General features: G+C 37.8%; 26 protein-coding genes. All 26 read left to right on the top strand.

The window, feature by feature from the left end; genetic code table 11:
- Positions 1–22 precede the first annotated feature (22 nt).
- Positions 23–229 (top strand): hypothetical protein, encoded by a 207-nt coding sequence (locus RUH95_RS02855; protein WP_313891303.1) that lies wholly within the window; start codon positions 23–25, stop codon positions 227–229.
- Positions 230–677: 448 nt separating this feature from the next.
- Positions 678–1,340, top strand: coding sequence for an L-serine ammonia-lyase, iron-sulfur-dependent subunit beta (gene sdaAB / locus RUH95_RS02850; RefSeq protein ID WP_313891302.1), 663 nt, complete (start codon positions 678–680; stop codon positions 1,338–1,340).
- Positions 1,341–1,352: 12 nt separating this feature from the next.
- Positions 1,353–2,252, top strand: coding sequence for an L-serine ammonia-lyase, iron-sulfur-dependent, subunit alpha (sdaAA, locus tag RUH95_RS02845; protein WP_313891301.1), 900 nt, complete (start codon positions 1,353–1,355; stop codon positions 2,250–2,252).
- Positions 2,242–4,290, top strand: a complete 2,049-nt coding sequence (gene recG, locus RUH95_RS02840) for an ATP-dependent DNA helicase RecG (protein ID WP_313891300.1) — start codon at positions 2,242–2,244, stop codon at positions 4,288–4,290. The genes sdaAA and recG overlap by 11 nt, the downstream gene beginning before the upstream one ends.
- A gap of 106 nt (positions 4,291–4,396) precedes the next feature.
- Complete coding sequence (gene fapR / locus RUH95_RS02835; protein ID WP_313891299.1) at positions 4,397–4,963, top strand: transcription factor FapR; 567 nt, start codon at positions 4,397–4,399, stop codon at positions 4,961–4,963.
- Between the two features lie 15 nt (positions 4,964–4,978).
- Positions 4,979–5,974 carry a phosphate acyltransferase PlsX gene (gene plsX, locus RUH95_RS02830; protein ID WP_313891298.1) on the top strand — a complete coding sequence of 332 codons (996 nt, stop codon included), beginning with the start codon at positions 4,979–4,981 and terminating at the stop codon, positions 5,972–5,974.
- On the top strand, positions 5,967–6,908 hold the full coding sequence (gene fabD, locus RUH95_RS02825) for an ACP S-malonyltransferase (RefSeq protein ID WP_313891297.1): 942 nt from the start codon (positions 5,967–5,969) through the stop codon (positions 6,906–6,908). Before plsX ends, fabD begins: the two co-directional genes overlap by 8 nt.
- Positions 6,909–7,655, top strand: a complete 747-nt coding sequence (gene fabG, locus RUH95_RS02820) for a 3-oxoacyl-[acyl-carrier-protein] reductase (protein ID WP_313891296.1) — start codon at positions 6,909–6,911, stop codon at positions 7,653–7,655.
- 57 nt (positions 7,656–7,712) lie between these two features.
- Positions 7,713–7,949 carry an acyl carrier protein gene (gene acpP / locus RUH95_RS02815; RefSeq protein ID WP_093263354.1) on the top strand — a complete coding sequence of 79 codons (237 nt, stop codon included), beginning with the start codon at positions 7,713–7,715 and terminating at the stop codon, positions 7,947–7,949.
- Between the two features lie 198 nt (positions 7,950–8,147).
- Positions 8,148–8,906 carry a ribonuclease III gene (gene rnc, locus RUH95_RS02810; RefSeq protein WP_313891295.1) on the top strand — a complete coding sequence of 253 codons (759 nt, stop codon included), beginning with the start codon at positions 8,148–8,150 and terminating at the stop codon, positions 8,904–8,906.
- A 2-nt stretch (positions 8,907–8,908) separates the two neighbouring features.
- Entirely contained in the window at positions 8,909–12,463 is a 3,555-nt protein-coding gene (gene smc, locus RUH95_RS02805) for a chromosome segregation protein SMC (RefSeq protein ID WP_313891294.1), read from the top strand.
- A gap of 16 nt (positions 12,464–12,479) precedes the next feature.
- Positions 12,480–13,502, top strand: a complete 1,023-nt coding sequence (gene ftsY / locus RUH95_RS02800) for a signal recognition particle-docking protein FtsY (protein ID WP_313891293.1) — start codon at positions 12,480–12,482, stop codon at positions 13,500–13,502.
- Between the two features lie 71 nt (positions 13,503–13,573).
- Entirely contained in the window at positions 13,574–13,903 is a 330-nt protein-coding gene (locus RUH95_RS02795; RefSeq protein ID WP_313891292.1) for a putative DNA-binding protein, read from the top strand.
- A 12-nt stretch (positions 13,904–13,915) separates the two neighbouring features.
- Positions 13,916–15,271 (top strand): signal recognition particle protein, encoded by a 1,356-nt coding sequence (gene ffh / locus RUH95_RS02790; protein WP_313891291.1) that lies wholly within the window; start codon positions 13,916–13,918, stop codon positions 15,269–15,271.
- Between the two features lie 104 nt (positions 15,272–15,375).
- Positions 15,376–15,648 carry a 30S ribosomal protein S16 gene (gene rpsP, locus RUH95_RS02785; protein ID WP_313891290.1) on the top strand — a complete coding sequence of 91 codons (273 nt, stop codon included), beginning with the start codon at positions 15,376–15,378 and terminating at the stop codon, positions 15,646–15,648.
- 14 nt (positions 15,649–15,662) lie between these two features.
- Positions 15,663–15,896 carry a KH domain-containing protein gene (locus tag RUH95_RS02780; RefSeq protein ID WP_313891289.1) on the top strand — a complete coding sequence of 78 codons (234 nt, stop codon included), beginning with the start codon at positions 15,663–15,665 and terminating at the stop codon, positions 15,894–15,896.
- A gap of 112 nt (positions 15,897–16,008) precedes the next feature.
- Positions 16,009–16,527: a ribosome maturation factor RimM gene (gene rimM / locus RUH95_RS02775; protein WP_313891288.1), complete on the top strand. Its 519-nt coding sequence runs from the start codon at positions 16,009–16,011 to the stop codon at positions 16,525–16,527.
- A complete protein-coding gene (trmD, locus tag RUH95_RS02770; protein WP_313891516.1) occupies positions 16,527–17,258 on the top strand; it encodes a tRNA (guanosine(37)-N1)-methyltransferase TrmD in 732 nt (243 codons plus the stop codon). The genes rimM and trmD overlap by 1 nt, the downstream gene beginning before the upstream one ends.
- A 136-nt stretch (positions 17,259–17,394) precedes the next feature.
- Positions 17,395–17,742: a 50S ribosomal protein L19 gene (gene rplS / locus RUH95_RS02765; protein WP_313891287.1), complete on the top strand. Its 348-nt coding sequence runs from the start codon at positions 17,395–17,397 to the stop codon at positions 17,740–17,742.
- A 127-nt stretch (positions 17,743–17,869) separates the two neighbouring features.
- Positions 17,870–18,430, top strand: a complete 561-nt coding sequence (gene lepB / locus RUH95_RS02760; RefSeq protein WP_313891286.1) for a signal peptidase I — start codon at positions 17,870–17,872, stop codon at positions 18,428–18,430.
- A gap of 15 nt (positions 18,431–18,445) precedes the next feature.
- The gene (gene ylqF, locus RUH95_RS02755) at positions 18,446–19,291 is read left to right on the top strand and encodes a ribosome biogenesis GTPase YlqF (protein WP_313891285.1); all 846 of its coding nucleotides are present in this window, start codon (positions 18,446–18,448) and stop codon (positions 19,289–19,291) included.
- 111 nt (positions 19,292–19,402) lie between these two features.
- A complete protein-coding gene (locus tag RUH95_RS02750) occupies positions 19,403–20,170 on the top strand; it encodes a ribonuclease HII (protein ID WP_313891284.1) in 768 nt (255 codons plus the stop codon).
- Between the two features lie 9 nt (positions 20,171–20,179).
- On the top strand, positions 20,180–22,036 hold the full coding sequence (locus tag RUH95_RS02745) for a hypothetical protein (protein WP_313891283.1): 1,857 nt from the start codon (positions 20,180–20,182) through the stop codon (positions 22,034–22,036).
- A complete protein-coding gene (locus RUH95_RS02740) occupies positions 22,033–22,329 on the top strand; it encodes an EscU/YscU/HrcU family type III secretion system export apparatus switch protein (protein WP_313891282.1) in 297 nt (98 codons plus the stop codon). The genes RUH95_RS02745 and RUH95_RS02740 overlap by 4 nt, the downstream gene beginning before the upstream one ends.
- 128 nt (positions 22,330–22,457) lie before the next feature.
- A complete protein-coding gene (sucC, locus tag RUH95_RS02735) occupies positions 22,458–23,618 on the top strand; it encodes an ADP-forming succinate--CoA ligase subunit beta (protein WP_313891281.1) in 1,161 nt (386 codons plus the stop codon).
- A gap of 18 nt (positions 23,619–23,636) precedes the next feature.
- Positions 23,637–24,539 carry a succinate--CoA ligase subunit alpha gene (sucD, locus tag RUH95_RS02730; protein ID WP_313891280.1) on the top strand — a complete coding sequence of 301 codons (903 nt, stop codon included), beginning with the start codon at positions 23,637–23,639 and terminating at the stop codon, positions 24,537–24,539.
- The last annotated feature ends 3 nt before the right edge of the window (positions 24,540–24,542 follow it).

Here is a 24,542-nt window from a genome sequence, read left to right as displayed (position 1 = left end):
AACCTTTTAACTAAGTATATACATGGCAATCTATAATATTGTCGTTCCAGCAGTAATTGAAAGGGGATCACAAGTCACACAAGTACCCGCAGTCAAAGAACGTTTAAATATGTCAAAAGAAGTAGTAGAGGATCACCAAGCGTACATTTCCCAATCGTCAAATATCGATGCACGCATCATTGCGGTCGCAGTTATCATGCTAGGTGAAAAAGTTTGTCCGCACATCTAGTTAGAAATAGACCGACAATTTTCGTATGAAGTAAATCTGTCATCTACTTCTACACTTTATGTCCAAATATAGAAGTGTCTCTTTCTAAAAACATACAAAGAGCTGCCAAAATTGCATCTTTGGCAGCCTTCAAAGTATATAGAATGTCACTTGCTTCTCCTATTGCCAAAAATATTTAACTATTTGGCATTAAAGTTTCTGACGAGTGGAAGGTGAACATTTGCCATGCGATGACCGAAGAAAAAGCTTGTTGGAAGTGGCGCAGCCACTTCCAACAAGCTTTAAAAATTTTAGCGTTCATCGTATAGCCTAATGGGAAGCCTAAAGTGAGCCAGAAACTTCGCCCTCAGAATAGTTATTGAAAACTTATGTGACAATACTTTGTCTAATATGTACAAAAAGTGTAATATGAAAAGAAAAGAGTTAGATTAAAATGGAGGTCTATGCAATGAAGTTCAAATCGGTTTTTGATATTATTGGACCTGTAATGATTGGGCCATCATCTTCCCACACAGCTGGAGCAGCTCGCATCGGTAGAGTAGCAAGAGACTTATTTGGTAAACAACCAACATGGGCTAAAATATACTTATACGGATCTTTTGCCGAAACATACAAAGGACACGGAACAGATGTAGCCATTATCGGCGGATTATTAGACTACGATACATTTGATGAACGCATAAAAACGGCATTCGAAGACGCCGAAAAGGCGGGGCTAACTTTCGAATTTATTCCTGAAACGGCAAATACGGAGCATCCAAACACTGCACGTCTAGTTATTGGAGACGGAGAACAAGAAATGTCGATGGTCGGCATTTCCATTGGTGGAGGGAAAACGGAAATTACGGAACTAAACGGCTTTCCACTAAGACTGTCAGGGAATCTAGCAGCCATTTTAGTCGTGCATGAAGACCGTTCAGGCTGTATTGCAAACGTTGCTAATTGTTTAGCTAAATATGATATTAACATTGGCCATATGGAAGTTTCCCGCAAAGAAAAAGGCAATATGGCATTAATGATTATTGAAGTAGACCAAAACGTAGAAGAACATATATTGAAAGAAATAGCGACGTTACCAAATATTACGCAAGTAACGAGAATTGCAGATTAAGGAGGAAGACTAATGGAATTTTTATTTTACAACGTTCGTGAATTAGTTGACCGAGCGAATAAAGAACAAAAACTGATTTCTGAAATTATGATTGAACAGGAAATCATGATTACGGGTCGTACGCGAGAAGAAATTATGACTCAAATGGATCGCAATTTGACTGTAATGGAAGAGGCTATTGAAAAAGGATTAAATGGAGTGCGTTCTACTTCTGGTTTAACAGGGGGAGATGCGGTACTTCTTCAAAATTACATGAAAAAAGGTAACTCATTATGTGGGGATCTAATGCTAGATGCTGTTAGTAAAGCTGTTGCAACGAATGAAGTAAATGCGGCAATGGGGACAATTTGTGCAACTCCTACTGCTGGATCTGCCGGAGTAGTTCCAGGTACTTTATTTGCAGTGAAAAATAAGCTAAATCCGACGAGAGAACAAATGATTCGCTATTTGTTTAATGCAGGTGCATTTGGTTTTGTTGTGGCGAATAACGCATCTATTTCAGGCGCAGCTGGTGGTTGCCAAGCGGAGGTAGGCTCTGCAGCTGGAATGGCCGCAGCTGCAATCGTTGAAATGGCAGGTGGGACGCCAGAGCAAAGTGCACAAGCATTCGCTATTACATTAAAGAATATGCTAGGTTTAGTTTGTGATCCAGTAGCGGGACTTGTAGAAGTTCCTTGTGTAAAGCGTAACGCTATGGGTGCTTCGAATTCATTAGTTGCAGCAGATATGGCACTTGCTGGTGTGACGAGTCGAATTCCGTGTGATGAAGTTATCGATGCTATGTATAAAATTGGTCAAACAATGCCAACTTCTTTAAAAGAGACGGCACAAGGTGGTCTCGCTGCAACTCCTACAGGAAAATGGCTAGAAGCAAAAATTTTCGGTGGAGCAGTTGTAGGTAGTGGAAACTAAAAAAGAACTGTTAGTTACTTCCTTAAAAGGAGTGGGAAGTAGTACAGCTAACGCATTGCATGAATTAGGGATCATTACATTAGAAGATTTAGTTATGACATTTCCTTATAGACATGAAGATTTTCGATTAAAGAACTTAGCAGAAACACCTCATAACGAAAGAGTTACTGTAGAAGGAAGGGTCGAAAGTGAGCCTTCCCTCCTTTTTTTAGGGCAAAAAAAATCGAGAATGCAAGTTCGTTTATTAGCAGGGCAGCATCTTATAAAAGCGATTTTTTTCAATCAAGGTTATTTAAAAAATAAAATTATACCAGGTTCTGTTGTAACAGTAACCGGAAAATGGGATAGAGGCCGACAAGTTATAAATGTTACAACGTTTTCGGCTGGTCCAAAAACAGATCAGCAAGATTTTGAACCAGTGTATTCGTTAAAAGCTTCGATCAATCAAAAAACGTTTCGAAAGTTTATGCGTCAAGCATTAGACGAAGTGGGAGAGTATATGGAAGACCCGCTACCGGAAGCGTTATTAGGTCCATATCGCTTGCCGGGAATAGCGGATGCATTAGAAGGAATTCATTTTCCGCAAAATGCAGAGCATTCAAAAAATGCTAGAAGACGTTTTGTATATGAAGAATTGCTTATTTTTCAACTGAAAATGCAAGCGATAAAAAAGGCAAGAAAAGAACAAGACGTTGGAAATAGCGTTTCCTATCATAATGAACAGTTAAAAAAACTAATCGACACATTGCCATATGAGTTAACAAGTGCGCAAAAAAGAGTTGTTAATGAGATTTGTCGAGATTTAAAAGAGCCGCATCGTATGAATCGTCTTTTACAAGGAGATGTAGGTTCTGGTAAAACAGTTGTTGCAGCTATTTGTTTATTTGCAGTTATTACAGCTGGCTTTCAAGGGGCGCTGATGGCTCCAACAGAAATTCTTGCAGAACAGCACGCGACTTCACTCGATGAGTGGCTTTCTCCAATGGGTGTGAGGATTGCCCTTTTAACTGGTTCTACAAAAGTGAAGGCTCGCAGAACGGCTTTAGAAAATTTAGCCGCGGGAAATATTGATTTGTTAATCGGGACACATGCTTTAATCCAGCCGGATGTTTCTTTTCACAAGCTTGGTTTAGTTATTACGGATGAACAGCATCGATTCGGTGTAGAGCAGCGCAGAGTGCTGAAGGAAAAAGGAGAAAATCCAGATGTTTTATTTATGACGGCAACTCCTATCCCTAGAACTTTGGCTATTACTGCTTTTGGTGAAATGGATGTTTCGATTATTGATGAAATGCCAGCGGGACGTAAGAAAATAGATACGTACTGGATGAAAGAAGACCAGCTATATAAAATAATAGTACGGCTTAAAAAAGAGTTAGCAAATGGTAGGCAAGCGTATATTATTTGTCCACTTATTGAAGAGTCAGAAAAACTAGATGTGCAAAATGTAGTCGATGTTTATAATATGATGTCGGCAGAGTTAGGCAAGGAATATTCTGTCGGGTTAATGCATGGTCGATTACATTCTGATGAAAAGGAAGCGGTAATGCGAGATTTTTCAGATGGAAAAGTACATATGCTTGTATCTACAACGGTAGTAGAAGTTGGTGTTAATGTTCCGAATGCGACATTTATGGTTATTTTTGATGCAGAAAGATTTGGATTAGCTCAACTTCACCAACTAAGAGGTCGTGTAGGCCGCGGGGAGCATCAATCGTATTGCATTTTGCTTGCGGATCCAAAATCAGAAGAAGGCAAAGAACGAATGATTTCGATGACAGAAACAAATGATGGATTTGTTCTTGCTGAAAAAGATTTAGAATTGCGGGGACCAGGCGACTTTTTTGGTCGTAAACAAAGTGGTTTACCAGAATTCAAAGTGGCGGACTTGGTTCATGACTATCGTGCACTAAATACTGCGAAAACAGACGCAGAAAGGCTTTTAAACTCAGAGGATTTTTGGGAATCAGATGAAATGAAAAGCTTACGTACAATATTAATAAATTCTAACGCATTAGACGGAGAACGAATCGATTGATCTAGTTTGCCATAATAATTGGAATGCAAGTGTAACAATGCTTGCATTCTTTTTTTAATATTCATATACTAGTATTAGTACCAAGTGCTAAGATGGTGGTGATTGGATGAAATACACAAAAAAAGAAAGACAAAATCTACTATTGGAAACGCTAGAAAAGAATCCGTTTATTACGGATGAAAATCTTGCTTCTACTTTTAATGTGAGTGTGCAGACGATTAGACTTGATCGAATGGAGCTTTCCATTCCAGAATTACGTGAGCGTATTAAATCTGTTGCAGCTCATAATTTGAGTGAGGAAGTAAAGTCTCTTCCGATTGATGAAGTAATTGGAGAAATTATTGATATTGATCTAGATAAACAAGCGATTTCCTTATTGGATATAACACAGGATCATGTTTTTGCGAGAAATGGTATTGCTAGGGGTCATCATTTGTTTGCGCAAGCGAATTCATTAGCTGTTGCAGTTATAAATGATGAATTAGCTTTAACTAGAAAATCTAATATCGTATTTGTGAAGCCTGTAAAAGCAGGCGATAGAGTGATTGCTAAAGCAGTTGTACTTTCAAATGATATGGAAAAAAACAACACTGAAATTGAAGTGACGAGCAAAGTGGAAAATGACACGGTTTTTGTTGGGCATTTCAGTATGTATAGAGTGACGAAGTCTTAAAAAAGGTGATGACATATGAAAATTTCGATTGACGCAATGGGTGGAGACAATGCACCTCATGAAATAGTAAAAGGTGTATATGAAGCGTTACAAGCATTTGAAGATGTACATATTCAGTTGTACGGAGATGAGGCAAAACTAGCACCACTTCTTCAAGCGCATGATCGATTACAAGTAATACATACAGAAGAGGTAATTGAAGGAACAGATGAGCCTGTTCGTGCCATTAGAAGAAAGAAAAATTCTTCAATGGTTAAAATGGCTGAATCGGTGAAAAATGGGGAAGCGGATGCTTGTGTTTCTGCTGGAAATACAGGTGCTTTAATGGCAGCGGGTCTGTTTATCGTTGGTCGTATTGATCAAGTAGATCGCCCGGCTCTAGCTCCTACTTTACCTACATTAGATGAAAAAGGATTTGTTTTGCTGGATGTAGGAGCCAATTCGGATGCTAAACCTGAGCATTTGGAGCAGTTTGCAGTAATGGGAAGTGTCTATGCAGAGAAAGTGCGTGGCATTAAAAATCCTCGTGTGGGATTATTGAATATTGGTACAGAGGACAATAAAGGAAATGAGCTAGCAAAAACTGCTTTTTCATTATTAAGCGAAGCGCCGATTAATTTTGTCGGAAATGTAGAGGCAAGAGATTTACTTGCCGGTGTTGCGGATGTAGTCGTAACAGATGGCTTTACAGGAAACGTTGTATTAAAAACAATCGAAGGTACAGCAGCTGGTATTTTTTCTATGTTAAAAGAAGCATTCAATCATTCGACAAAAACAAAAATTTCTGCACTTTTAGTGAAAGATCAACTTCGTGGGTTAAAAACTAAATTAGATTATACGGAGTACGGTGGTGCGGGTTTATTTGGATTAAAAGCACCCGTTATTAAAGCGCATGGATCTTCTAATGCAAATGCAGTATTCCATGCAATAAGACAAGCAAGAATGATGGTAGAGTATAATGTCTCGGATATTATTCAAACAACGTTACGAAAGGAAACTTCAAATGACTAAAATTGCTTTTATCTTTCCAGGACAAGGGTCTCAAGTTGTTGGTATGGGTCAACAATTAATCGAAAATAACGTGGAGAGCCGTAAATTTTATGATCAAGCGGATGAAGCGTTAGGTTTTTCATTGTCTGATATTATGTTAAACGGTTCTGCCGAAGAACTGACGAAAACGTACAACGCACAACCAGCACTTCTTACAACTAGCTCAATGATTGCGGCTAAACTAGTAGAAGCGGGCATTAATCCGGACTTTACTGCTGGACATAGTTTAGGTGAATATTCAGCACTTGTTGCATCGAATACATTAAGTTTTGAAGACGCAGTTTTATTAGTTCATCAAAGAGGTTTATTTATGAATGAAGCAGTGCCTGCTGGTGAAGGAGCAATGGCTGCTATTTTAGGTATGGATAAAGAAGCTTTAAATGAAGTGACGACTGAAGTGTCTAAAGATGGTCATCTTGTGCAAGTTGCTAATTTGAATTGCCCAGGTCAGATTGTTATATCTGGAACAGTTGCTGGAGTAAATGAAGCGTCTGAAAAAGCAAAACAAGCTGGAGCGAAACGAGCAATACCATTAGTAGTAAGTGGTCCATTCCATTCTGAATTAATGCGACCAGCAGCTGCTAAATTAGATGAGGCAATTTCAGCTATTGCACTTCAAGATGCACAAGTACCGGTCATTTCAAATGTAACAGCACTTCCAGTAATCGAAGCAGCTAGTATGAAGAGCTTGTTAGTAGAACAGTTGTATTCACCTGTTCGATGGGAACAATCAGTAGAGAAAATGCTAGAGCTTGGGGTTACTGTATTTATAGAATGCGGACCAGGGAAAGTTTTAAGTGGTCTTGTGAAAAAAATTGATCGTTCTGTTACTACATATTGCGTGCATGACGAAGATTCATTACAACAAGTCATTACTGAATTAGGGGGAAGCTAAATGGGGAAATTAGACGGTAAATCAGCGATTGTAACAGGAGCATCCCGTGGTATAGGAAAAGATATTGCGCTTTATCTTGCAAAAGAAGGAGCAAAAGTAGCGGTAAATTACAGCGGTAGCAAAGAAAAAGCAGAAGCAGTAGTCGAAGAGATTAAAGCTTTTGGCGGAGAAGCATTTGCTGTTCAAGCAAATGTGGATCAGGCGGAAGATGTACAAAGATTAGTTAGTGAAACATTAGAGAAGTTCGGTACAATTGATATTTTAGTTAATAATGCAGGCATTACGAAAGATAATTTAATCATGCGTATGAAAGAGCAAGAGTGGGATGATGTATTAGATACGAATTTAAAAGGCGTGTTTTTATGTACGAAATCAGTTACTCGTCAAATGATGAAACAAAGACATGGTCGTATTATTAATATTACGTCTATTGTTGGCGTGTCAGGAAATGCTGGGCAAGCAAATTATGTTGCAGCTAAAGCAGGAGTTATTGGTTTAACAAAATCAACTGCTTTAGAGCTTGCAAGCCGCAATATTACAGTAAATTCGGTGGCACCTGGTTTCATTACAACAGATATGACAGATGCACTTCCAGAAGAAGTGAAAACGCAAATGTTAGGACAAATTCCGTTAGCGAAGTTTGGTAATCCAGAAGATATTGCAAAAGCAGTAGCATTTTTAGCTTCGGATGATGCGAATTATATTACAGGACAGACTTTACATGTGAACGGCGGCATGTATATGTAATCTCCTCTTTCATTAGAAGGAAGAATTTTGTATAATCATTGAGGGGAGGTGACAAATGTGTCAACAGTTTTAGAGCGCGTAACAAAAGTAATCGTTGATCGTCTAGGTGTAGATGAGAGCGAAGTAAAATTAGAAGCATCTTTCCGTGATGATTTAGGTGCTGACTCTCTTGATGTAGTAGAATTAGTTATGGAACTTGAAGATGAGTTCGATATGGAAATTTCAGATGAAGATGCTGAAAATATTTCTACTGTAGGAAGTGCAGTTAGCTATATTGAAAGTAAACAAGGCTAATACCAAATAGCGAAAGAGACGTTCTATCTATTCCTAACGGATAAAAGATAGAACGTCTCTATTTCTTTTTGCACATTGCATTATAAACAGGTAAACTTAAGAACGTATATGAAAAGTAAGGAATGTAATTTTTTGTGGCGGGCTTACGCAGTAGTAAACATCATCTAAAGCTATAAATGCGAGAAAGGCAGATTATTCATGAAAGTAAATAGTAAAAGTATGCATGCAAAAAAAGCAGTATTTTCAGAAAGCGTAAAGCTTCAGTTTGAAGAGTTTCAACAACATTTCAACATACGATTTGATAATCCATCATTATTGTACCAAGCCTTTACCCATTCATCTTATGTGAATGAGCATCGACGTAAATATTTTACCGATAATGAAAGACTCGAATTTTTAGGTGACGCCGTTTTAGAATTATCCGTTTCTCAGCACTTGTTTCAGCAATATACAGCGATGAGTGAAGGAGAGCTAACAAAACTACGGGCAGCAATTGTTTGTGAGCCATCTCTTGTCGTATTTGCCAATGAATTGAACTTTGGTAAATATGTGTTGCTTGGAAAAGGGGAAGAACTAACTGGCGGACGAGAAAGACCCGCTTTGTTAGCAGACGTTTTTGAGGCATTTATCGGTGCATTATATTTAGATAAGGGACTTGCAACAGTTGTTTCATTTTTAGAAACAATTGTGTTTCCTAAAATCGAACTCGGTGCTTTTTCGCATGTGATGGATTATAAGAGCCAGCTACAAGAAGTTATCCAACAACAAAATAATGGTATGTTAAGCTATGAAATTGTCGAGGAAAAAGGTCCGGCGCATAACCGTACGTTTGTTTCTCGTGTTATTTTAAATGCAAAAGAACTTGGAATTGGCAATGGTCGTTCCAAAAAAGAAGCAGAACAGCAAGCAGCAAGACTAGCGATACTCGCATTAAAGGACTATGAACGGGAGGAATAATATTGTTCCTTAAGAGGTTGGAAATCATTGGATTCAAATCATTTGCAGACCGAATTGGAATTGATTTTGTTCCAGGTGTTACGGCAGTTGTCGGTCCAAATGGTAGTGGGAAAAGTAATGTAACAGACGCTATTAGGTGGGTTTTAGGAGAGCAATCGGCGAAATCACTACGTGGGGCGAAAATGGAAGACGTTATTTTTGCTGGAAGTGATTCAAGAAAAGCGCTGAATTTTGCAGAAGTTACGCTAATATTGGATAACTCGGATAATAGAGTTGCGTTAGATTTCACGGAAATTAGTGTTACTAGAAGGGTTTATCGATCTGGCGATAGTGAATATTTATTAAATAAACAAAATTGTAGATTGAAAGATATTACTGATTTATTTATGGACTCTGGTTTAGGGAAAGAAGCTTTTTCTATCATTTCACAAGGTCGTGTAGATGAAATACTAAACAGCCGTCCAGAAGATAGAAGAACTATATTTGAAGAAGCAGCGGGCGTTCTTAAATATAAACAACGTAAAAAGAAAGCAGAATATAAGCTGCTTGAAACAGATGATAATTTAAACCGTGTACTAGATATTTTACATGAATTAGATGGACGCATGGAGCCACTGCAAATTCAGTCTTCCCTTGCATCTGATTATTTACGTATGTCAGAAGAGCTAAAAGATATCGAAATTGCTGTAATTGCCCATGATTTACGTTTATTCGTACAAGAAAATACAGAGTTGCATACAAAGCTACAAAGTCTTGTAGAAGTGAAACAATTGCTTGTAGCGCAAATAAACGAATTGGAAGCGAGTATTCAAAAAGATCGGAAAGAAATGTCCGAGATTGATGAAAAGTTAGATGCAGAGCAAAGTGAATTAGTAGAAGTAAGTTCAGAATTAGAACGTTTAGAGGGTAGAAAGCTGTTGCTAGCTGAGAAAAAGCAAAATGCAAGTCAGCAAATAGCGCAGTTGAAAAAAGCACTAGAGGAAGAGCAAGTAAATCTAGTGGCACTAGAGAAACAGTTAGAACAAAATAATGTATCTAAAACAGAAAAGCAAGCTCATCTGAAAGAGCTTCGCACTAAAAAGCTACATATTGATAATGTGTTAAGCAAATCAGCCTCTGAAGTAGAAGAAGAGATAGAAGAACTGAAAAGTACGTATATCGACTTGCTGAACGAAGAAGCAACGATGAAAAATGAAATGAAGCATATGGAGCAGCAACTTCAGTTTGAACTTGTCTCTTCAGAAAAAATGATAGAAGATTACCGAGCATTAAAAGATGAGTTAGAAAAACTGACGAATCGTAAAAATGAACTAGCTCAATTATTATTCGTTTGCCAAAAAGAATTAGAGGGAAAATTACTCGATTTCAAAAAGACACGCGATGTAACAGAGCGTCTTGAAATTTCATTTGAAGAACAGCAAGCGATGTTGCAAAAAGCATATCAAATGAAACATCAGCTGCAAGCAAGAAAAGATTCGCTTGAAGAATTAGAGGCGGAGTTTTCAGGGTTTTTCCAAGGGGTTAAAGAAGTTCTTATTGCAAGAGAAAAGAAAGAGTTAAAAGGTATTCATGGGGCTGTAGCGGAGTTAATCCAAATACCGAACGAATTTATGAATGCAATTGATACGGCCATAGGTCCACAATCGCAGCATATTATTACGGATTCCAGCCATGATGCACGACAAGCAATTGACTGGCTGAAAAAGAAACGAGTAGGTAGAGCGACATTTTTACCGCTCCAAGTGATGAAGTCACGCAAAATCCATGAACATACATTAGCTGCTATAAAACAGCATCCATCGTATGTAAATACCGCGGATATGCTTGTTCATTACAATAAAGAGTATAAAATCATCGTAGAAAATTTACTTGGAAACATTATTATTGCAAAAGATTTAAAAGGTGCCAATGAAATGGCCGCTAGTTTGCAGTTTAAATTCCGTTTTGTCACGCTAGATGGAGATGTTGTTAATGCAGGTGGTTCTTTAACAGGTGGTTCTGTTAAGCAGCAATCTTCTTTATTTACACGAAAAGCAGAACTTGAGCAACTAAATGATAAATTGATAGAGTTAGAGAATACTGTACTTCAAGCGGAAAAATCCGTTGCTTCTAAAAAGCAAGAAGTGCAGCAACTAAAACAAGAGCAAGAGGATATGCGCCTTCGCGGAGAAGTACTGCGCGGAGAAGAACATACATTACTTTCTGAAACGCGTGAGTGTGAAGTAATTATTTCGAGGCTTACAAATCAATTGCTAGAGTACGATGAAGAAAAAGTAGAAAAAAATAATGTGCATGAAGATTTAGTTCGTAAAAAAGAGCAAACTAATTCAAGAAGTGAAGAGATTAAACAATTATTAGTGTCTATTCAACAGTCGATTGATCAGCTTCAACTTGCAAAACAACAATCGATTGAAGAAAAAGATAAAATTCAAAACGAGCTCGGTGAATTATTGTCTTTAATCGCAGTAGTGAATGAGCAAGTGACGCAACTAGAGAAAGAACGACTTCAATTTGTTCAAGCAATTGCGACGAGTAATCAAAAAATAGACACACTTCAAAAAGAAATTGCTTGGTATGAAAATGATGATCATGGTGGTACTTCAGCAGAAGAAATAAGCAATACGATCGCACAGTTGAAAGCGAAAAAAGAACGATTAATAGAGCATATTCAACTAGCTAAAACAACGAGATTAAAGCTTATGCAAAATATTACTAACGCTGAAGGGTCATTAAAGGAATTACAATATCAAGCCAATCTTCAAACAAATGAAGAACGTTCTATCGAGATTAAACTAAGCAGGCTAGAAGTAGAAATAAACGCTTTACAAAGCCATTTAGAGGAAATGTATGAGCTTACGCTAGAAGAAGCAGAGCGTGATTTCCCATTCGAAATGGAAGAGCAACTAGCTCGTAAAAAAGTGAAATTACTTAAACGTTCTATTGAAGAACTCGGACCGATAAATTTAGGGTCTATACAAGAGTTTGAGCAAGTGAGCGAACGACATTCGTTTTTAACGGAGCAACGAGAGGATTTACTTACTGCACAAGGAACATTACATGAAGTGATTAAAGAGATGGATGAGGAAATGACCATTCGCTTTGAAACAACATTTAATGATATTCAAAAGCATTTTAAAGTTGTTTTCCGTGAATTATTTGGTGGAGGCCAAGCAGATTTAGTCTTGACTGATCCAACGTCTTTACTAAATACAGGAATTGATATTGTTGCTCAGCCACCAGGAAAGAAATTGCAAAACCTTTCTTTACTTTCTGGTGGAGAACGTGCGCTAACGGCAATTGCTTTATTATTTTCTATTCTTCAAACGCGTCCTGTACCATTCTGTATTTTGGATGAAGTAGAGGCAGCACTAGATGAAGCAAATGTTACTCGATATAGTGATTATTTGAAAAAGTTTAGCCATGATACGCAATTTATCGTCATTACTCATCGTAAAGGTACGATGGAAGGCGCCGATGTATTGTATGGAATTACGATGCAAGAATCTGGAATATCTAAATTAGTTTCTGTCAAGTTAGAAGAACAACTAGTAACGTAAAGGGGCTTATAATTAAATGAGTTTTTTTAAAAAGTTAAAAGAAAAAATGATGGGTTCTACAGAAGAAACGGTGGAAACTGTTTCTATTACGAATAAATTCAAAGACGGCTTAGCAAAAACAAGAGATCAGTTTACGTCAAAAGTAAATGATCTTGTAGCTAAATATCGTAAAGTAGACGAAGATTTTTTTGAAGAATTAGAAGAGGTTTTATTGCAAGCAGATGTTGGTTTTGAAACAATCATGGAGCTTATGGATGCTCTGCGCTTTGAAGTACAACGAAAAAATATAAAAGATACGGCAGGCATTCAATCTGTTATTTCAGAAAAACTAGTAGAAATTTATGAAGCTGGTGATGAAAATATAATCGAATTAAATCTTCAAGAAGAAGGTTTAACAGTTATATTAGTAGTTGGTGTAAATGGTGTAGGTAAAACAACTACTATCGGAAAACTTGCAAATCGCTTTAAAAATGAAGGAAGAAAAGTGATGCTTGCTGCTGGAGATACATTCCGTGCAGGAGCAATTGATCAACTTCAGGTGTGGGGAGATCGAGTAGGCGTAGAGGTTATTAAGCAAGCGGAAGGTTCAGACCCTGCTGCTGTCATGTACGATGCGTTAAGTGCTGCGAAAACGAGAAATGTAGACGTTTTAATATGCGATACTGCTGGACGACTTCAAAACAAAGTAAACCTGATGAATGAATTAGAAAAAATTCATCGCGTTATTTCTCGGGAAATACCGAATGCTCCGCATGAAGTACTACTTGCTTTAGATGCTACTACTGGGCAAAATGCACTTGTGCAAGCGCAAACGTTTAAAGAAGCAACAAATGTAACAGGTATTGTCTTAACGAAGCTAGACGGAACTGCAAAAGGCGGAATCGTTTTAGCTATTCGAAAAAAATTGCATATTCCAGTGAAATTTGTAGGCTTAGGTGAGCAAATGGATGATTTGCAACCATTTGATGCGGAAAAATATGTATACGGGCTATTTGCAGAAGGTCTAGAAGCTGAAAGCAATGTTGAAGAAGACAAGTAAAAATACTTGACAGAAGAACACTCTATTTATACACTAGAGAGTGACAAGTGAATTGGTAAGGAGAGATGGAAATGATTGAAAAAACAACTCGTATGAATTTTCTCTTCGATTTTTACCAAGCATTATTAACAGATAAACAAAGAAGTTATATGCAGCTTTATTATTTAGATGATTTATCGCTTGGAGAAATTGCGGAAGAATACAGTATTTCTAGGCAAGCGGTTTATGATAATATACGCCGAACAGAAGCGATGTTGGAAGAATATGAAGAAAAGCTTAATCTTTTTACGAAATTCGAACAGCGACAGGGTAATATTGACCAGCTTCTGCTTTTAGTAAAGGATCAATCATCTGAAGAGACACTGATTAAACTCATTAATCAATTAAAAGAATGGGATTAGGAGGCGGCATGCATGGCGTTTGAAGGATTAGCTGAGCGACTCCAAGGGACGATTCAGAAAATCAAAGGAAAAGGAAAGATTACAGAGGCAGACGTTAAAGAAATGATGCGTGACGTTCGTTATGCACTTTTGGAAGCTGACGTAAACTTAAAAGTAGTAAAAGAATTTGTGAAAAACGTTTCAGAGCGTGCAGTAGGTCAAGACGTGATGAAAAGCTTAACACCAGGGCAACAAGTCGTTAAAATCGTTAAAGACGAATTGACTGTTTTAATGGGCGGAGAGCAAAGTCAAATTTCTTTTTCAACTAGACCACCAACTGTCATTATGATGGTTGGACTTCAAGGTGCTGGTAAAACAACGACATCTGGGAAACTTGCAAATGTACTTCGTAAAAAGTACAATAAGAATCCTTTATTAGTTGCGGCCGATATTTATCGTCCAGCAGCTGTTCAACAGTTGGAAACACTAGGGAAACAATTATCTCTTCCTGTATTTTCTTTAGGGACAGATATTTCTCCAGTAGAAATTGTGAAACAAGCAATTGAACATGCAAAAGAAGAACATTACGATGTAGTGCTAGTAGATACTGCTGGACGACTGCATATTGATGAAATGCTTATGCAAGAGTTAAAAGACATCCGTGCACTTAAAGAGCCAGATGAGGTGTTTTTAGTTGTAGATGCAATGACGGGGCAGGATGCTGTCAATGTAGCAAATAACTTTAACGAAGCGGTTGGCATTACTGGTGTCGTTTTAACAAAGCTTGACGGAGACACTCGAGGTGGAGCAGCATTATCCATCCGTTCTGTTACACAAAAACCGATTAAGTTCGTCGGTATGGGCGAAAAAATGGATGCTTTAGAAGTATTCCATCCAGAGCGCATGGCTTCACGTATTTTAGGAATGGGAGACATGATGTCTCTTATTGAAAAAGCACAAGCGAATGTAGATGAAGAAAAAGCGAAAGAATTAGAAGAAAAATTCCGTACGCAATCTTTTACTTTCGACGACTTTTTAGATCAACTTAGCCAAGTGAAACAAATGGGGCCACTCGACGAAATTTTAAAAATGCTTCCAGGAGCAGGTAAAATAAAAGGTCTTGAAAATGCAAAAGTGGATGAAAAACAAATGGATCGTGTAGAAGCGATTATTTATTCCATGACTACGCAAGAAAAAACAACGCCTGATATTATTAATGGTCCAAGAAAAAAACGAATTGCAAAAGGATCTGGTACGACAATTCAAGACGTTAACAGATTGTTAAAGCAATTCGAAGATATGAAAAAGATGATGAAGCAAATGTCAAACATGCAACAAAAAGGGAAAAAGAAGATGAAAATGCCTGGTTTAGACTCGCTTTTTAAATAATTTTCTAACAAAAAAACAGGGTGTTAAGAAAAAACACTTTACAAACAAATAAAAGCTTGATAATATACTATCTTGTGTGAAACTATTCGGAGGTGCAATAAAAAATGGCAGTTAAAATTCGTTTAAAACGTATGGGAGCAAACAAATCTCCTTTCTATCGTATTGTAGTAGCAGACTCTCGCTCACCACGTGACGGTCGTCAAATTGAAACAGTAGGTACTTACAACCCACTTACTAAACCAGCAGAAGTTAAGATTAACGAAGAATTAGCGTTAAAATGGCTTCAAAATGGTGCGAAACCATCTGATACAGTACGTAACTTGTTCTCAGAACAAGGAATTATGGAGAAATTCCATAACGCAAAACTCGGCAAATAATCGGAGGGGACAATGTGGAGCAGCTGATCGAAGCAATCGTAAAACCGTTAGTTGATTATCCGGATAAAGTTCAGATTGAAAAAGAAGAAAGTGTAAGCCGTGTCGTTTATAAACTTTCTGTTCATCCTGAAGATATGGGGAAAGTTATTGGCAAACAGGGACGAGTAGCAAAAGCAATTCGTACTATTGTTTACTCAGCAGCTGGCAGTCACCAGAAGAAAAAAACATATGTCGACATTTTAGATTAATGTACAAAAAGGGAGAACACTTTGTTCTTCCTTTTTTGTTAAAAGAATAAATAAAGTATCTAGCTAAGGCATCGTTTAAACGGCGTCTGATGCTTTTTTAGGAGGGTTCTTTGTGGAATGGTATAAAGTAGGGAAGATAGTGAATACGCACGGTATTTGGGGTGAAATTCGCGTTATTTCAACTACAGACTTTGCGGATGAGCGATATGAAGTTGGAAGTGAACTTGGTTTATTTAAAACAGATGATGCAAAACCAACGATCATCGTAAAAGTAGCAAGTCATCGAAAACATAAAAACTTTGATTTATTAACATTCGAAGGCTACGGTTTATTAAAGGAAGTAGAAGGATTCCGTGATGCAGTACTAAAAGTATCCGAAAAATATTTAACGGAACTAGAAGATAATGAATTTTATTATCACGAAATTATCGGGTGTACGGTTGAGTCGACTGAAGGAGAAACAATCGGTACGATTACAGAAATTCTTCAAACGGGAGCAAATGATGTGTGGACTGTTCAACCTGAAAAAGGAAAAGCGCATTATATTCCGTATATTGAGGACGTTGTAAAATCAGTTGACATTGAAAACAAGAAAATCGTCATCGAAGTGTTAGACGGTCTATTGTCATGATGAATATTCATATTCTGTCTCTTTTTCCGGAAATGTTCGAAGGAGTGTTTGGCTCTTCTATTTTGAAAAAAGCGCAGGAGAAGAATGAAGTAGCGATAAATGTAGTAAATTTCCGAGACTTCGCAGGCAATAAACATCATAAAGTGGACGATTACCCGTATGGTGGTGGGGCTGGTATGGTATTGCAGCCAGGGCCATTTTTCGATGGGGTAGATTCACTTACTAATGGCAATGAAAAGAAACCACGCATTATTTTACTTTGCCCGCAAGGAGAACGCTTTACACAAAAGAAAGCGGAAGAGCTTGCAAAGGAAGACGAGCTAATTTTCTTATGTGGACATTATGAAGGGTATGATGAACGCATTCGCGAACATTTAGTAACAGATGAAATTTCGTTAGGGGATTTCGTTCTTACTGGTGGTGAGCTTGCGGCGATGACAATCGTCGATAGCGTTGTACGTCTAATGCCAAATGTTTTAGGAAATGCAGAATCGCATGAAAAAGATTCATTCTCTACTGGGCTTTTAGAGCATCCGCAATATACACGACCAGCAGAATATCGTGGCTATAAAGTGCCGGATGTTTTATTGTCTGGCAACCATGCAGAAATCGATAAATGGAGAAGAGAGCAATCTTTAAAACGTACATTGGATAGAAGACCAGAGTTGTTAGAACAAGCAGATTTAAGTGATTCAGATAGACAAGTAATTGAAAAGTTAAAAAGGCAATAAACTTTCATAGAAATATTGCATATAGTCAATGTTTATGATATATTTTACTATGTACTTCTATGTGAAGTACTCATTTTGGGTGTTCCGCTGCAACGGCTAATGTGTGTATGAGCATTCTATACAAGGAGAGAAAATGATGCAAAACATTATTTCAGCAATCACAAAAGAACAATTACGTACAGATCTTCCAGCTTTCCGTCCAGGTGACACAGTTCGTGTACACGTTAAGATCGTAGAGGGAACTCGTGAACGTATTCAAATGTACGAAGGTGTTGTTATTCAACGTCGCGGTGGTGGAATCAGCGAAACTTTCACAGTTCGTAAAATTTCATCTGGTGTTGGTGTAGAACGTATTTTCCCAGTTCACACGCCAAAAATCGCACTTTTAGAAGTAGTTCGTCGTGGTAAAGTTCGTCGTGCTAAATTGTTCTACCTACGTGAATTACGTGGTAAAGCAGCACGTATTAAAGAACTTCGTAGATAATAACAGAGTAACAGTAAATGTTGTAGCGAAGGTGATTTCACTTTTGCTACAACATTTTTTTGCATTCTTTTTGCTTGAATAACATTTTCCTTGTACAATAAAGAAAGCAATTAAAGGGGGAGAATGGATGGAACAAGTAAAAAAAGAGAAAAATGAATTGTGGGAATGGTCCAAGGCATTATTAATCGCTTTTGGAATCGCTGCAATCATCCGTTTCTTTTTATTCACACCCATCGTAGTAGACGGTGAATCAATGATGCCGACTTTAAAAAATGGTGACCGTATGGTTGTCAATAAAATCGGATATATGGTTGGCGAGCCAGATCGTTTTGATATAGTCGTGTTCCATGCACCGGAGCAAAAAAACTACATTAAACGTGTAATTGGGCTTCCGGGTGATCATGTTGAATATAAAAATGATCAACTATATATTAACGGAAAAGAAATAGCAGAACCATATTTAGATCAGTACAAAAGCGAAATTAGTGAAGGCTCTTTAACGGAAGATTTCACACTAGAGGATATTATACAAAAGGGTGAAATTCCAAAAGGTTCCGTATTCGTAATGGGAGATAATCGAAGATACAGTAAAGATAGCCGACATATTGGTATTATTGATATTGATGAAATTATTGGAAATACAAATATCGTATTTTGGCCTCTAGAAGAAATTGGTTTTGTTAAGTAAATTAGGAGGTGCAACATGACGATACAATGGTTTCCTGGTCATATGGCCAAGGCAAGAAGAGAAGTAACAGAAAATCTGAAATTAGTAGACATCGTTTTTGAGTTAATAGATGCACGTTTGCCACTATCTTCTAGAAATCCGATGATCGATCAAGTGATTCATCAAAAAACAAGATTGCTTATTTTAAATAAAATGGACATGGCGGACGAAGTGCAAACAAAGAAATGGATTGCCTATTTCGCCTCAAAAGGGATGCCTGCTGTTGCGATTAACTCTTTGGAAGGAAAAGGACTCCAATCTGTTTTCAAAGCCGCAAAAGAGCTTTTAAAGCCCAAATGGGATCGAATGAGCGAAAGAGGGATGAAGCCTCGCGCAATTCGTGCCATGATTGTTGGAATTCCAAACGTAGGTAAATCAACACTTATCAATCGATTTGCAAGAAAGAACATCGCACGAACAGGAAATACACCTGGAGTAACGAAAAAACAGCAATGGATAAAATTCGAAAAAGAAATCGAATTGCTGGATACACCTGGGATACTATGGCCGAAATTTGAGGATCAAGAAGTTGGTTATAAACTAGCATTAACTGGTGCCATCAAAGATTCTGTTATCAATATGGAAAACCTAGCTGTTTACGGGCTAAAATTTCTTCAAGAGCATTATCCAAAACGCATGGAAGAAAGATATAAAATGACTGAAATGCATGAGGACTTAGTAGATACATTCGATCATATCGGAAAGCTAAGAAGAACTTATGGCAGCGGTGGAGAAATAGATTATGATTTAGTAGCAGAGCTAATCATTCGCGATATTCGTAATCTTCATCTCGGAAAACTAACATTTGATTTTGTAGAATAAAATTCAGTTCATACTGCCCTTTTTACCAATTGGTGAGAAGGGTTTTCTCGATTTTTTTAGAAATATGCCGATACATATAAATATAAGGAAAAGAAAGTTGTTGAGTTACATATGGCAAGTTTGAATGAGATCAAAGAAAAATTATCGACTGCTACTGCTTGGGAGCCTTGGATGGAAGAGCTTGAAGCAGATAATAGAGCAGGAGCCCAAAAATTATTAGCTACATGGAAAAATAAACAACGATCAGTGCAAAAACAAATGCAGGAACATGAAGAAAAAATAGTATTTGACGCAAGTTTTCGAAAAACAGCAAATGATTTAGTAGCAGGCGTCGACGAAGCTGGGAGAGGACCGCTTGCAGGTCCGGTCGTAACGGCAGCAGTAATATTAAGTGCAAATACGGAAGAACTAATTGGACTCGATGACTCGAAGCAAATTTCCCAAAAAAAGCGCAATGAGTTAGCAGAAAAAATTAAAAAAAATGCGATTAGCTATTATGTACATTTCCAATCCGTCGAAAAAATAGATGAGCTTAATATTTACGAAGCGACGAAGCAGTCAATGACAAGTGCTGTTCAACATCTAGATAAACGTCCTCAAATAGTGCTTGTAGACGCGATGCAACTTCCTGTTGAAATGGAAACGCATTCAATTATTAAAGGGGATGCTAAAAGTTTAGCAATCGCAGCGGCATCTATATTAGCTAAAACAGCACGGGATGAGTATATGGATCAACTACATGAAGAATTTCCGATGTATTTATTTAACAAGCATGCGGGTTATGGTACGAAGCAACATATTGAAATGGTCATGAAATATGGACCTACTGAGCATCATCGAAAAACATTCGAACCGATTAAATCCATACTAAAAAAATGAGGTGAATAGATGACTTCTACATCCTTTTCGTCAGTCCAATCACAGACACCGCAAGCAATTTCATCGACTCAAACGGCCCCGATGAAAGAAGGGCAAGTGGTTCATGGAACTGTTAAACAATTATTTCCTAACCAAACAGCAGAAATTCAAATTGGCAATCAAAAAGTAATTGCAAAACTTGAAACTCCTTTAAAAGCTGGAGACGCTCATTTTTTTCAAGTATCTAAACAAGCTCCAGAGCTTCAATTAAAAGTAGTTTCTGAGCCGTTAACGCAAGGAAATACTCCTGCGCAGCAAGCTAACCAGCTCATGCAGTCGATGAATTTGCCGAAAACACCAGAAATGCAGGCAATCGTACAATTTTTCTTAAAAGAACAGCTGCCGATATCGAAAGAGGCGCTTCTTCAAGCAGAGCAACTTATCAAACAGCTACCTGCGGACGTAACGATGAAAGCTGCACTAGAAGCATTACAAAAAATGATGGAGATGAAATTTCCGTTAACGCAGCAAGTTTTTGATGCAGTCATAAGTGGGAAATCGACAGATGGCCTACAATCACTTATTAATTCTTTTAAACTGGCATTGCAGCAAGATACAACATTGCCTCTATCAGTGAAAGAATCGATCCTTCAAAGCTTGCAAAAGTTAGCGGAGCCATTCGGTCAACCGGTTGCTGGAGCACTTTTAGGAAAACAACTAGAAACACTTCAAAATGCACAAACCAACATTTCGACGAGGTTACCACTACTACAAATATTAAAAGAAGCAGCTATATTGCCAGCTCAAGCAACCTTATCTAACCCAACACCACCAGTAGCGCAGCCGGCAATTCCAAATACAGCAGGAGATTTAATGGCTCGTTTATTGCAAGCACCTGCAAGTGAAAAAGTTGCTATTATCGAGCAAATTCGTACATTAATCCAATCGCAACCATTATTAACATCAGGTCAAAAAGAGCAAATACTAAGTCTGATAAAAGATACAAATCAACCTGCGCAAATGCAAAACTTAAATAATGCATTAGTAAAAGCTTTTGCTGAACAAAGCCAACAAGCGATTTTTTCAAAAGATCAAAATGGTCTGACACCTAAAGACCATTTAGTTTCATTGCTTGGTAAGGGAAATAATGCAGAAATGATTAACCAAACACTACAACAAGTAATAACTATGACGAAAAGTAGTCCGAATGCCATGCTAACGCAGCAAATAGCTCAATCTGAAGCCGCTATTCTTCAGCAATTAGATGGCAAAGCTTTTGAACATGCAATGAAGGATGTATTGAGATCTTTAGGGTTTAGTTATGAAGCAAGGCTTGGTAGCAACAGCGAGGATTTAAGACAGCTCGCATTGCAATTAAAACCCCAGCTAGTGGATATATTACAAAATCAAGCTGCATCTGCTACATTAAGAGATCAAGCGGAATTAGTGCTAGGTCGAATGAATGGAATGCAATTATTATCAGCAGAAAATGGTCCTCAACACCAATTATTAATGCAAGTTCCATTAGAGTTTTTAGGCAAGAAAATGGATGCGACACTTGAGTGGAAAGGAAGAATGTTAGAAAACGGGAAGATTGACCCGGATTTTGCACGCATTATGTTTTATTTGCAATTAGATGCTTTGGAAGAAACGGTTGTAGATATGCAAGTGCAAAATAGAGTAGTGACAATTTCTTTATTTAATAATGATACCCGCCTACAACAAGTAGCGAATACTTTTAAAGATTCACTCAAAGATGGGCTCTCGGCAGTTGGATATAAATTATCAGGAGTATTTGTTAAAACATTTGAAGAACAAAAACTTTCTTCGCCATTAAAAGTAAAAGGACCTTTACTTGAGTCGCAAGGAGTAGATATACGCATATGAACGAAGAAAAACATACTCGAAAAGAAGCGATTGCGCTAAGTTATAAACCTGGTGCGACGGATTCTCCTACAGTAGTTGCAAAAGGTAAAGGAAAGATAGCTGAAAATATTTTAGCGAAAGCACAGGAGCATGATGTTCCGATTCAAGAAGATCCAAGTTTAGTTGAATTGCTTGGTCAACTCGATATTAATCAGTCGATTCCTGAGGAGTTATATCAAGCCGTGGCCGAAGTATTTGCCTTCGTTTATAAAATAGATAAAGAGAAAGGGATAGCTCGAAGTAGGGCAAAATAATTTCGACAAATAGTGAGAATATTCCCTGTTATTCGCAAAGACCAGACTTGTGTGGACAAGTTGTGACAGTTTTAATACAATGAGAAGGTAGTAAATTACTTGACTTAAGTTTGATTGGAGGATGCAAGATGAATATCCATGAATATCAAGGTAAACAGCTCCTTAGACAATATGGCGTAGCAGTGTCAAACGGAATTGTTGCTTTCTCTCCTGAAGAGGCGGTAAAAGCGGCAAAAGAGTTAGGCTCAAGCGTTATTGTTGTAAAAGCTCAAATCCACGCGGGTGGCCGTGGTAAAGCTGGTGGAGTCAAAATCGCGAAAAACTTAGATGAGGTTCGCGAGTATGCAAAAGAACTTTTAGGAAAAGTGCTAGTTACACACCAAACTGGTCCTGAAGGTAAGGAGATTAAGCGTCTACTTATTGAAGAAGGTAGCGATATCAAGAAGGAATATTATATTGGTCTTGTTTTAGATCGTGCAACTTCTCGTGTAACACTTATGGGCTCTGAAGAGGGCGGTATGGACATCGAGGAAGTAGCAGCAAATAATCCTGAAAAATTATTCTACGAAGAAATTGACCCGGTTGTAGGTTTAACAGGCTTCCAAGCTCGTCGTATGGCGTTCAATATGAACATTCCAGCAAAACTTGTCAATAAAGCTGCAAAATTCATGCTTGGATTATACCAAGTTTATAAAGAAAAAGATGCTTCTATCGTTGAGATTAACCCGTTAGTAGTTACTAATGACGATAATGTATTAGCACTTGATGCAAAATTCAATTTTGACGCAAACGCTTTATACCGTCATGCTGACATTCTTGAACTACGTGACTATGACGAAGAAGATGCAAAAGAAATCGAAGCTTCTAAATATGATTTAAGCTACATTTCTTTAGATGGAAATATCGGTTGTATGGTTAATGGTGCTGGTCTTGCTATGGCAACGATGGACACAATTAGCTATTACGGCGGTTCACCCGCAAACTTCCTTGACGTTGGGGGCGGTGCTACAGCAGAAAAAGTAACAGAAGCGTTTAAAATCATCCTTTCAGATACAAACGTAAAAGGTATTTTTGTTAATATCTTTGGTGGTATCATGAAGTGTGACGTAATCGCAGAAGGTGTTATTATTGCTGCTAAAGAAGTAGGACTTTCGGTTCCGTTAGTAGTTCGTCTTGAAGGTACAAATGTAGACTTAGGTAAAAAATTATTAAATGAATCTGGTTTAAATATAATCGCTGCTGACTCTATGGCAGACGGTGCACAAAAAATCGTTAATCTTGTAGGATAAGAAAGGTAGGGACATGAAGTGGGCGTATATATAAATAAAGATACAAAAGTAATCGTTCAAGGAATTACGGGCTCTACTGCTCTTTTCCATACAAAACAAATGCTTGAATATGGTACAAAAATCGTTGCTGGGGTTACTCCTGGTAAAGGTGGAACAGAAGCAGAAGGCGTACCGGTATTCAATACAGTTGAAGATGCTGTAAAAGCAACTGGCGCTAATGTTTCAGTAATTTATGTACCAGCTCCATTTGCTGCTGATGCAATTATGGAAGCGGTAGATGCAGAATTAGATATGACAATTTGTATTACTGAGCATATCCCAGTATTAGACATGGTTAACGTGAAACGTTATATGGAAGGCAAGAAAACGCGTTTAGTTGGACCAAACTGCCCAGGAGTTATTACGGCAGATGAATGTAAGATTGGTATTATGCCAGGATACATTCATACAAAAGGCCATGTAGGCGTTGTATCACGTTCTGGTACATTAACGTATGAAGCTGTTCATCAATTAACTCAAGCTGGTATCGGTCAAACGACAGCAGTTGGTATTGGTGGAGACCCTGTAAACGGTACTAACTTCATCGACGCATTATCTGCGTTCAATGAAGACGAAGAAACGTATGCAGTTGTTATGATTGGTGAAATCGGTGGTACTGCGGAAGAAGAAGCAGCAGCATGGATTAAAGCTAACATGACTAAGCCAGTAGTAGGATTTATTGGTGGTCAAACTGCTCCTGAAGGAAAACGTATGGGACACGCTGGTGCAATTATCTCTGGTGGTCAAGGTACTGCTGAAGGGAAAATTAAAGCAATGGAAGCAGCTGGTATGAAAGTAGCGGCAACTCCATCGGTAATCGGTGAAACTTTAATTGAAGCAATTAAAGAAGCAGGTCTTTACGACGCTTGTAAAACACATTAATAT

It is taken from the genome of Psychrobacillus sp. (genome assembly GCF_032154225.1).
GTDB lineage: Bacteria > Bacillota > Bacilli > Bacillales_A > Planococcaceae > Psychrobacillus.
This window is presented reverse-complemented; position numbering and strand designations above follow the sequence as displayed.

Coding starts and splice junctions, on each gene's coding strand:
- fabG (WP_313891296.1), top strand. CDS start 6,909: ATGGGGAAATTAGACGGTAAATCAGCGATTGTAACAGGAGCATCCCGT.
- rplS (WP_313891287.1), top strand. CDS start 17,395: ATGCAAAACATTATTTCAGCAATCACAAAAGAACAATTACGTACAGAT.
- RUH95_RS02795 (WP_313891292.1), top strand. CDS start 13,574: ATGATTGAAAAAACAACTCGTATGAATTTTCTCTTCGATTTTTACCAA.
- sdaAA (WP_313891301.1), top strand. CDS start 1,353: ATGGAATTTTTATTTTACAACGTTCGTGAATTAGTTGACCGAGCGAAT.
- fabD (WP_313891297.1), top strand. CDS start 5,967: ATGACTAAAATTGCTTTTATCTTTCCAGGACAAGGGTCTCAAGTTGTT.
- ylqF (WP_313891285.1), top strand. CDS start 18,446: ATGACGATACAATGGTTTCCTGGTCATATGGCCAAGGCAAGAAGAGAA.
- RUH95_RS02750 (WP_313891284.1), top strand. CDS start 19,403: ATGGCAAGTTTGAATGAGATCAAAGAAAAATTATCGACTGCTACTGCT.
- ftsY (WP_313891293.1), top strand. CDS start 12,480: ATGAGTTTTTTTAAAAAGTTAAAAGAAAAAATGATGGGTTCTACAGAA.
- sucC (WP_313891281.1), top strand. CDS start 22,458: ATGAATATCCATGAATATCAAGGTAAACAGCTCCTTAGACAATATGGC.
- RUH95_RS02855 (WP_313891303.1), top strand. CDS start 23: ATGGCAATCTATAATATTGTCGTTCCAGCAGTAATTGAAAGGGGATCA.
- trmD (WP_313891516.1), top strand. CDS start 16,527: ATGAATATTCATATTCTGTCTCTTTTTCCGGAAATGTTCGAAGGAGTG.
- lepB (WP_313891286.1), top strand. CDS start 17,870: ATGGAACAAGTAAAAAAAGAGAAAAATGAATTGTGGGAATGGTCCAAG.
- rnc (WP_313891295.1), top strand. CDS start 8,148: ATGAAAGTAAATAGTAAAAGTATGCATGCAAAAAAAGCAGTATTTTCA.
- RUH95_RS02740 (WP_313891282.1), top strand. CDS start 22,033: ATGAACGAAGAAAAACATACTCGAAAAGAAGCGATTGCGCTAAGTTAT.
- rpsP (WP_313891290.1), top strand. CDS start 15,376: ATGGCAGTTAAAATTCGTTTAAAACGTATGGGAGCAAACAAATCTCCT.
- RUH95_RS02745 (WP_313891283.1), top strand. CDS start 20,180: ATGACTTCTACATCCTTTTCGTCAGTCCAATCACAGACACCGCAAGCA.
- fapR (WP_313891299.1), top strand. CDS start 4,397: ATGAAATACACAAAAAAAGAAAGACAAAATCTACTATTGGAAACGCTA.
- sdaAB (WP_313891302.1), top strand. CDS start 678: ATGAAGTTCAAATCGGTTTTTGATATTATTGGACCTGTAATGATTGGG.
- ffh (WP_313891291.1), top strand. CDS start 13,916: ATGGCGTTTGAAGGATTAGCTGAGCGACTCCAAGGGACGATTCAGAAA.
- plsX (WP_313891298.1), top strand. CDS start 4,979: ATGAAAATTTCGATTGACGCAATGGGTGGAGACAATGCACCTCATGAA.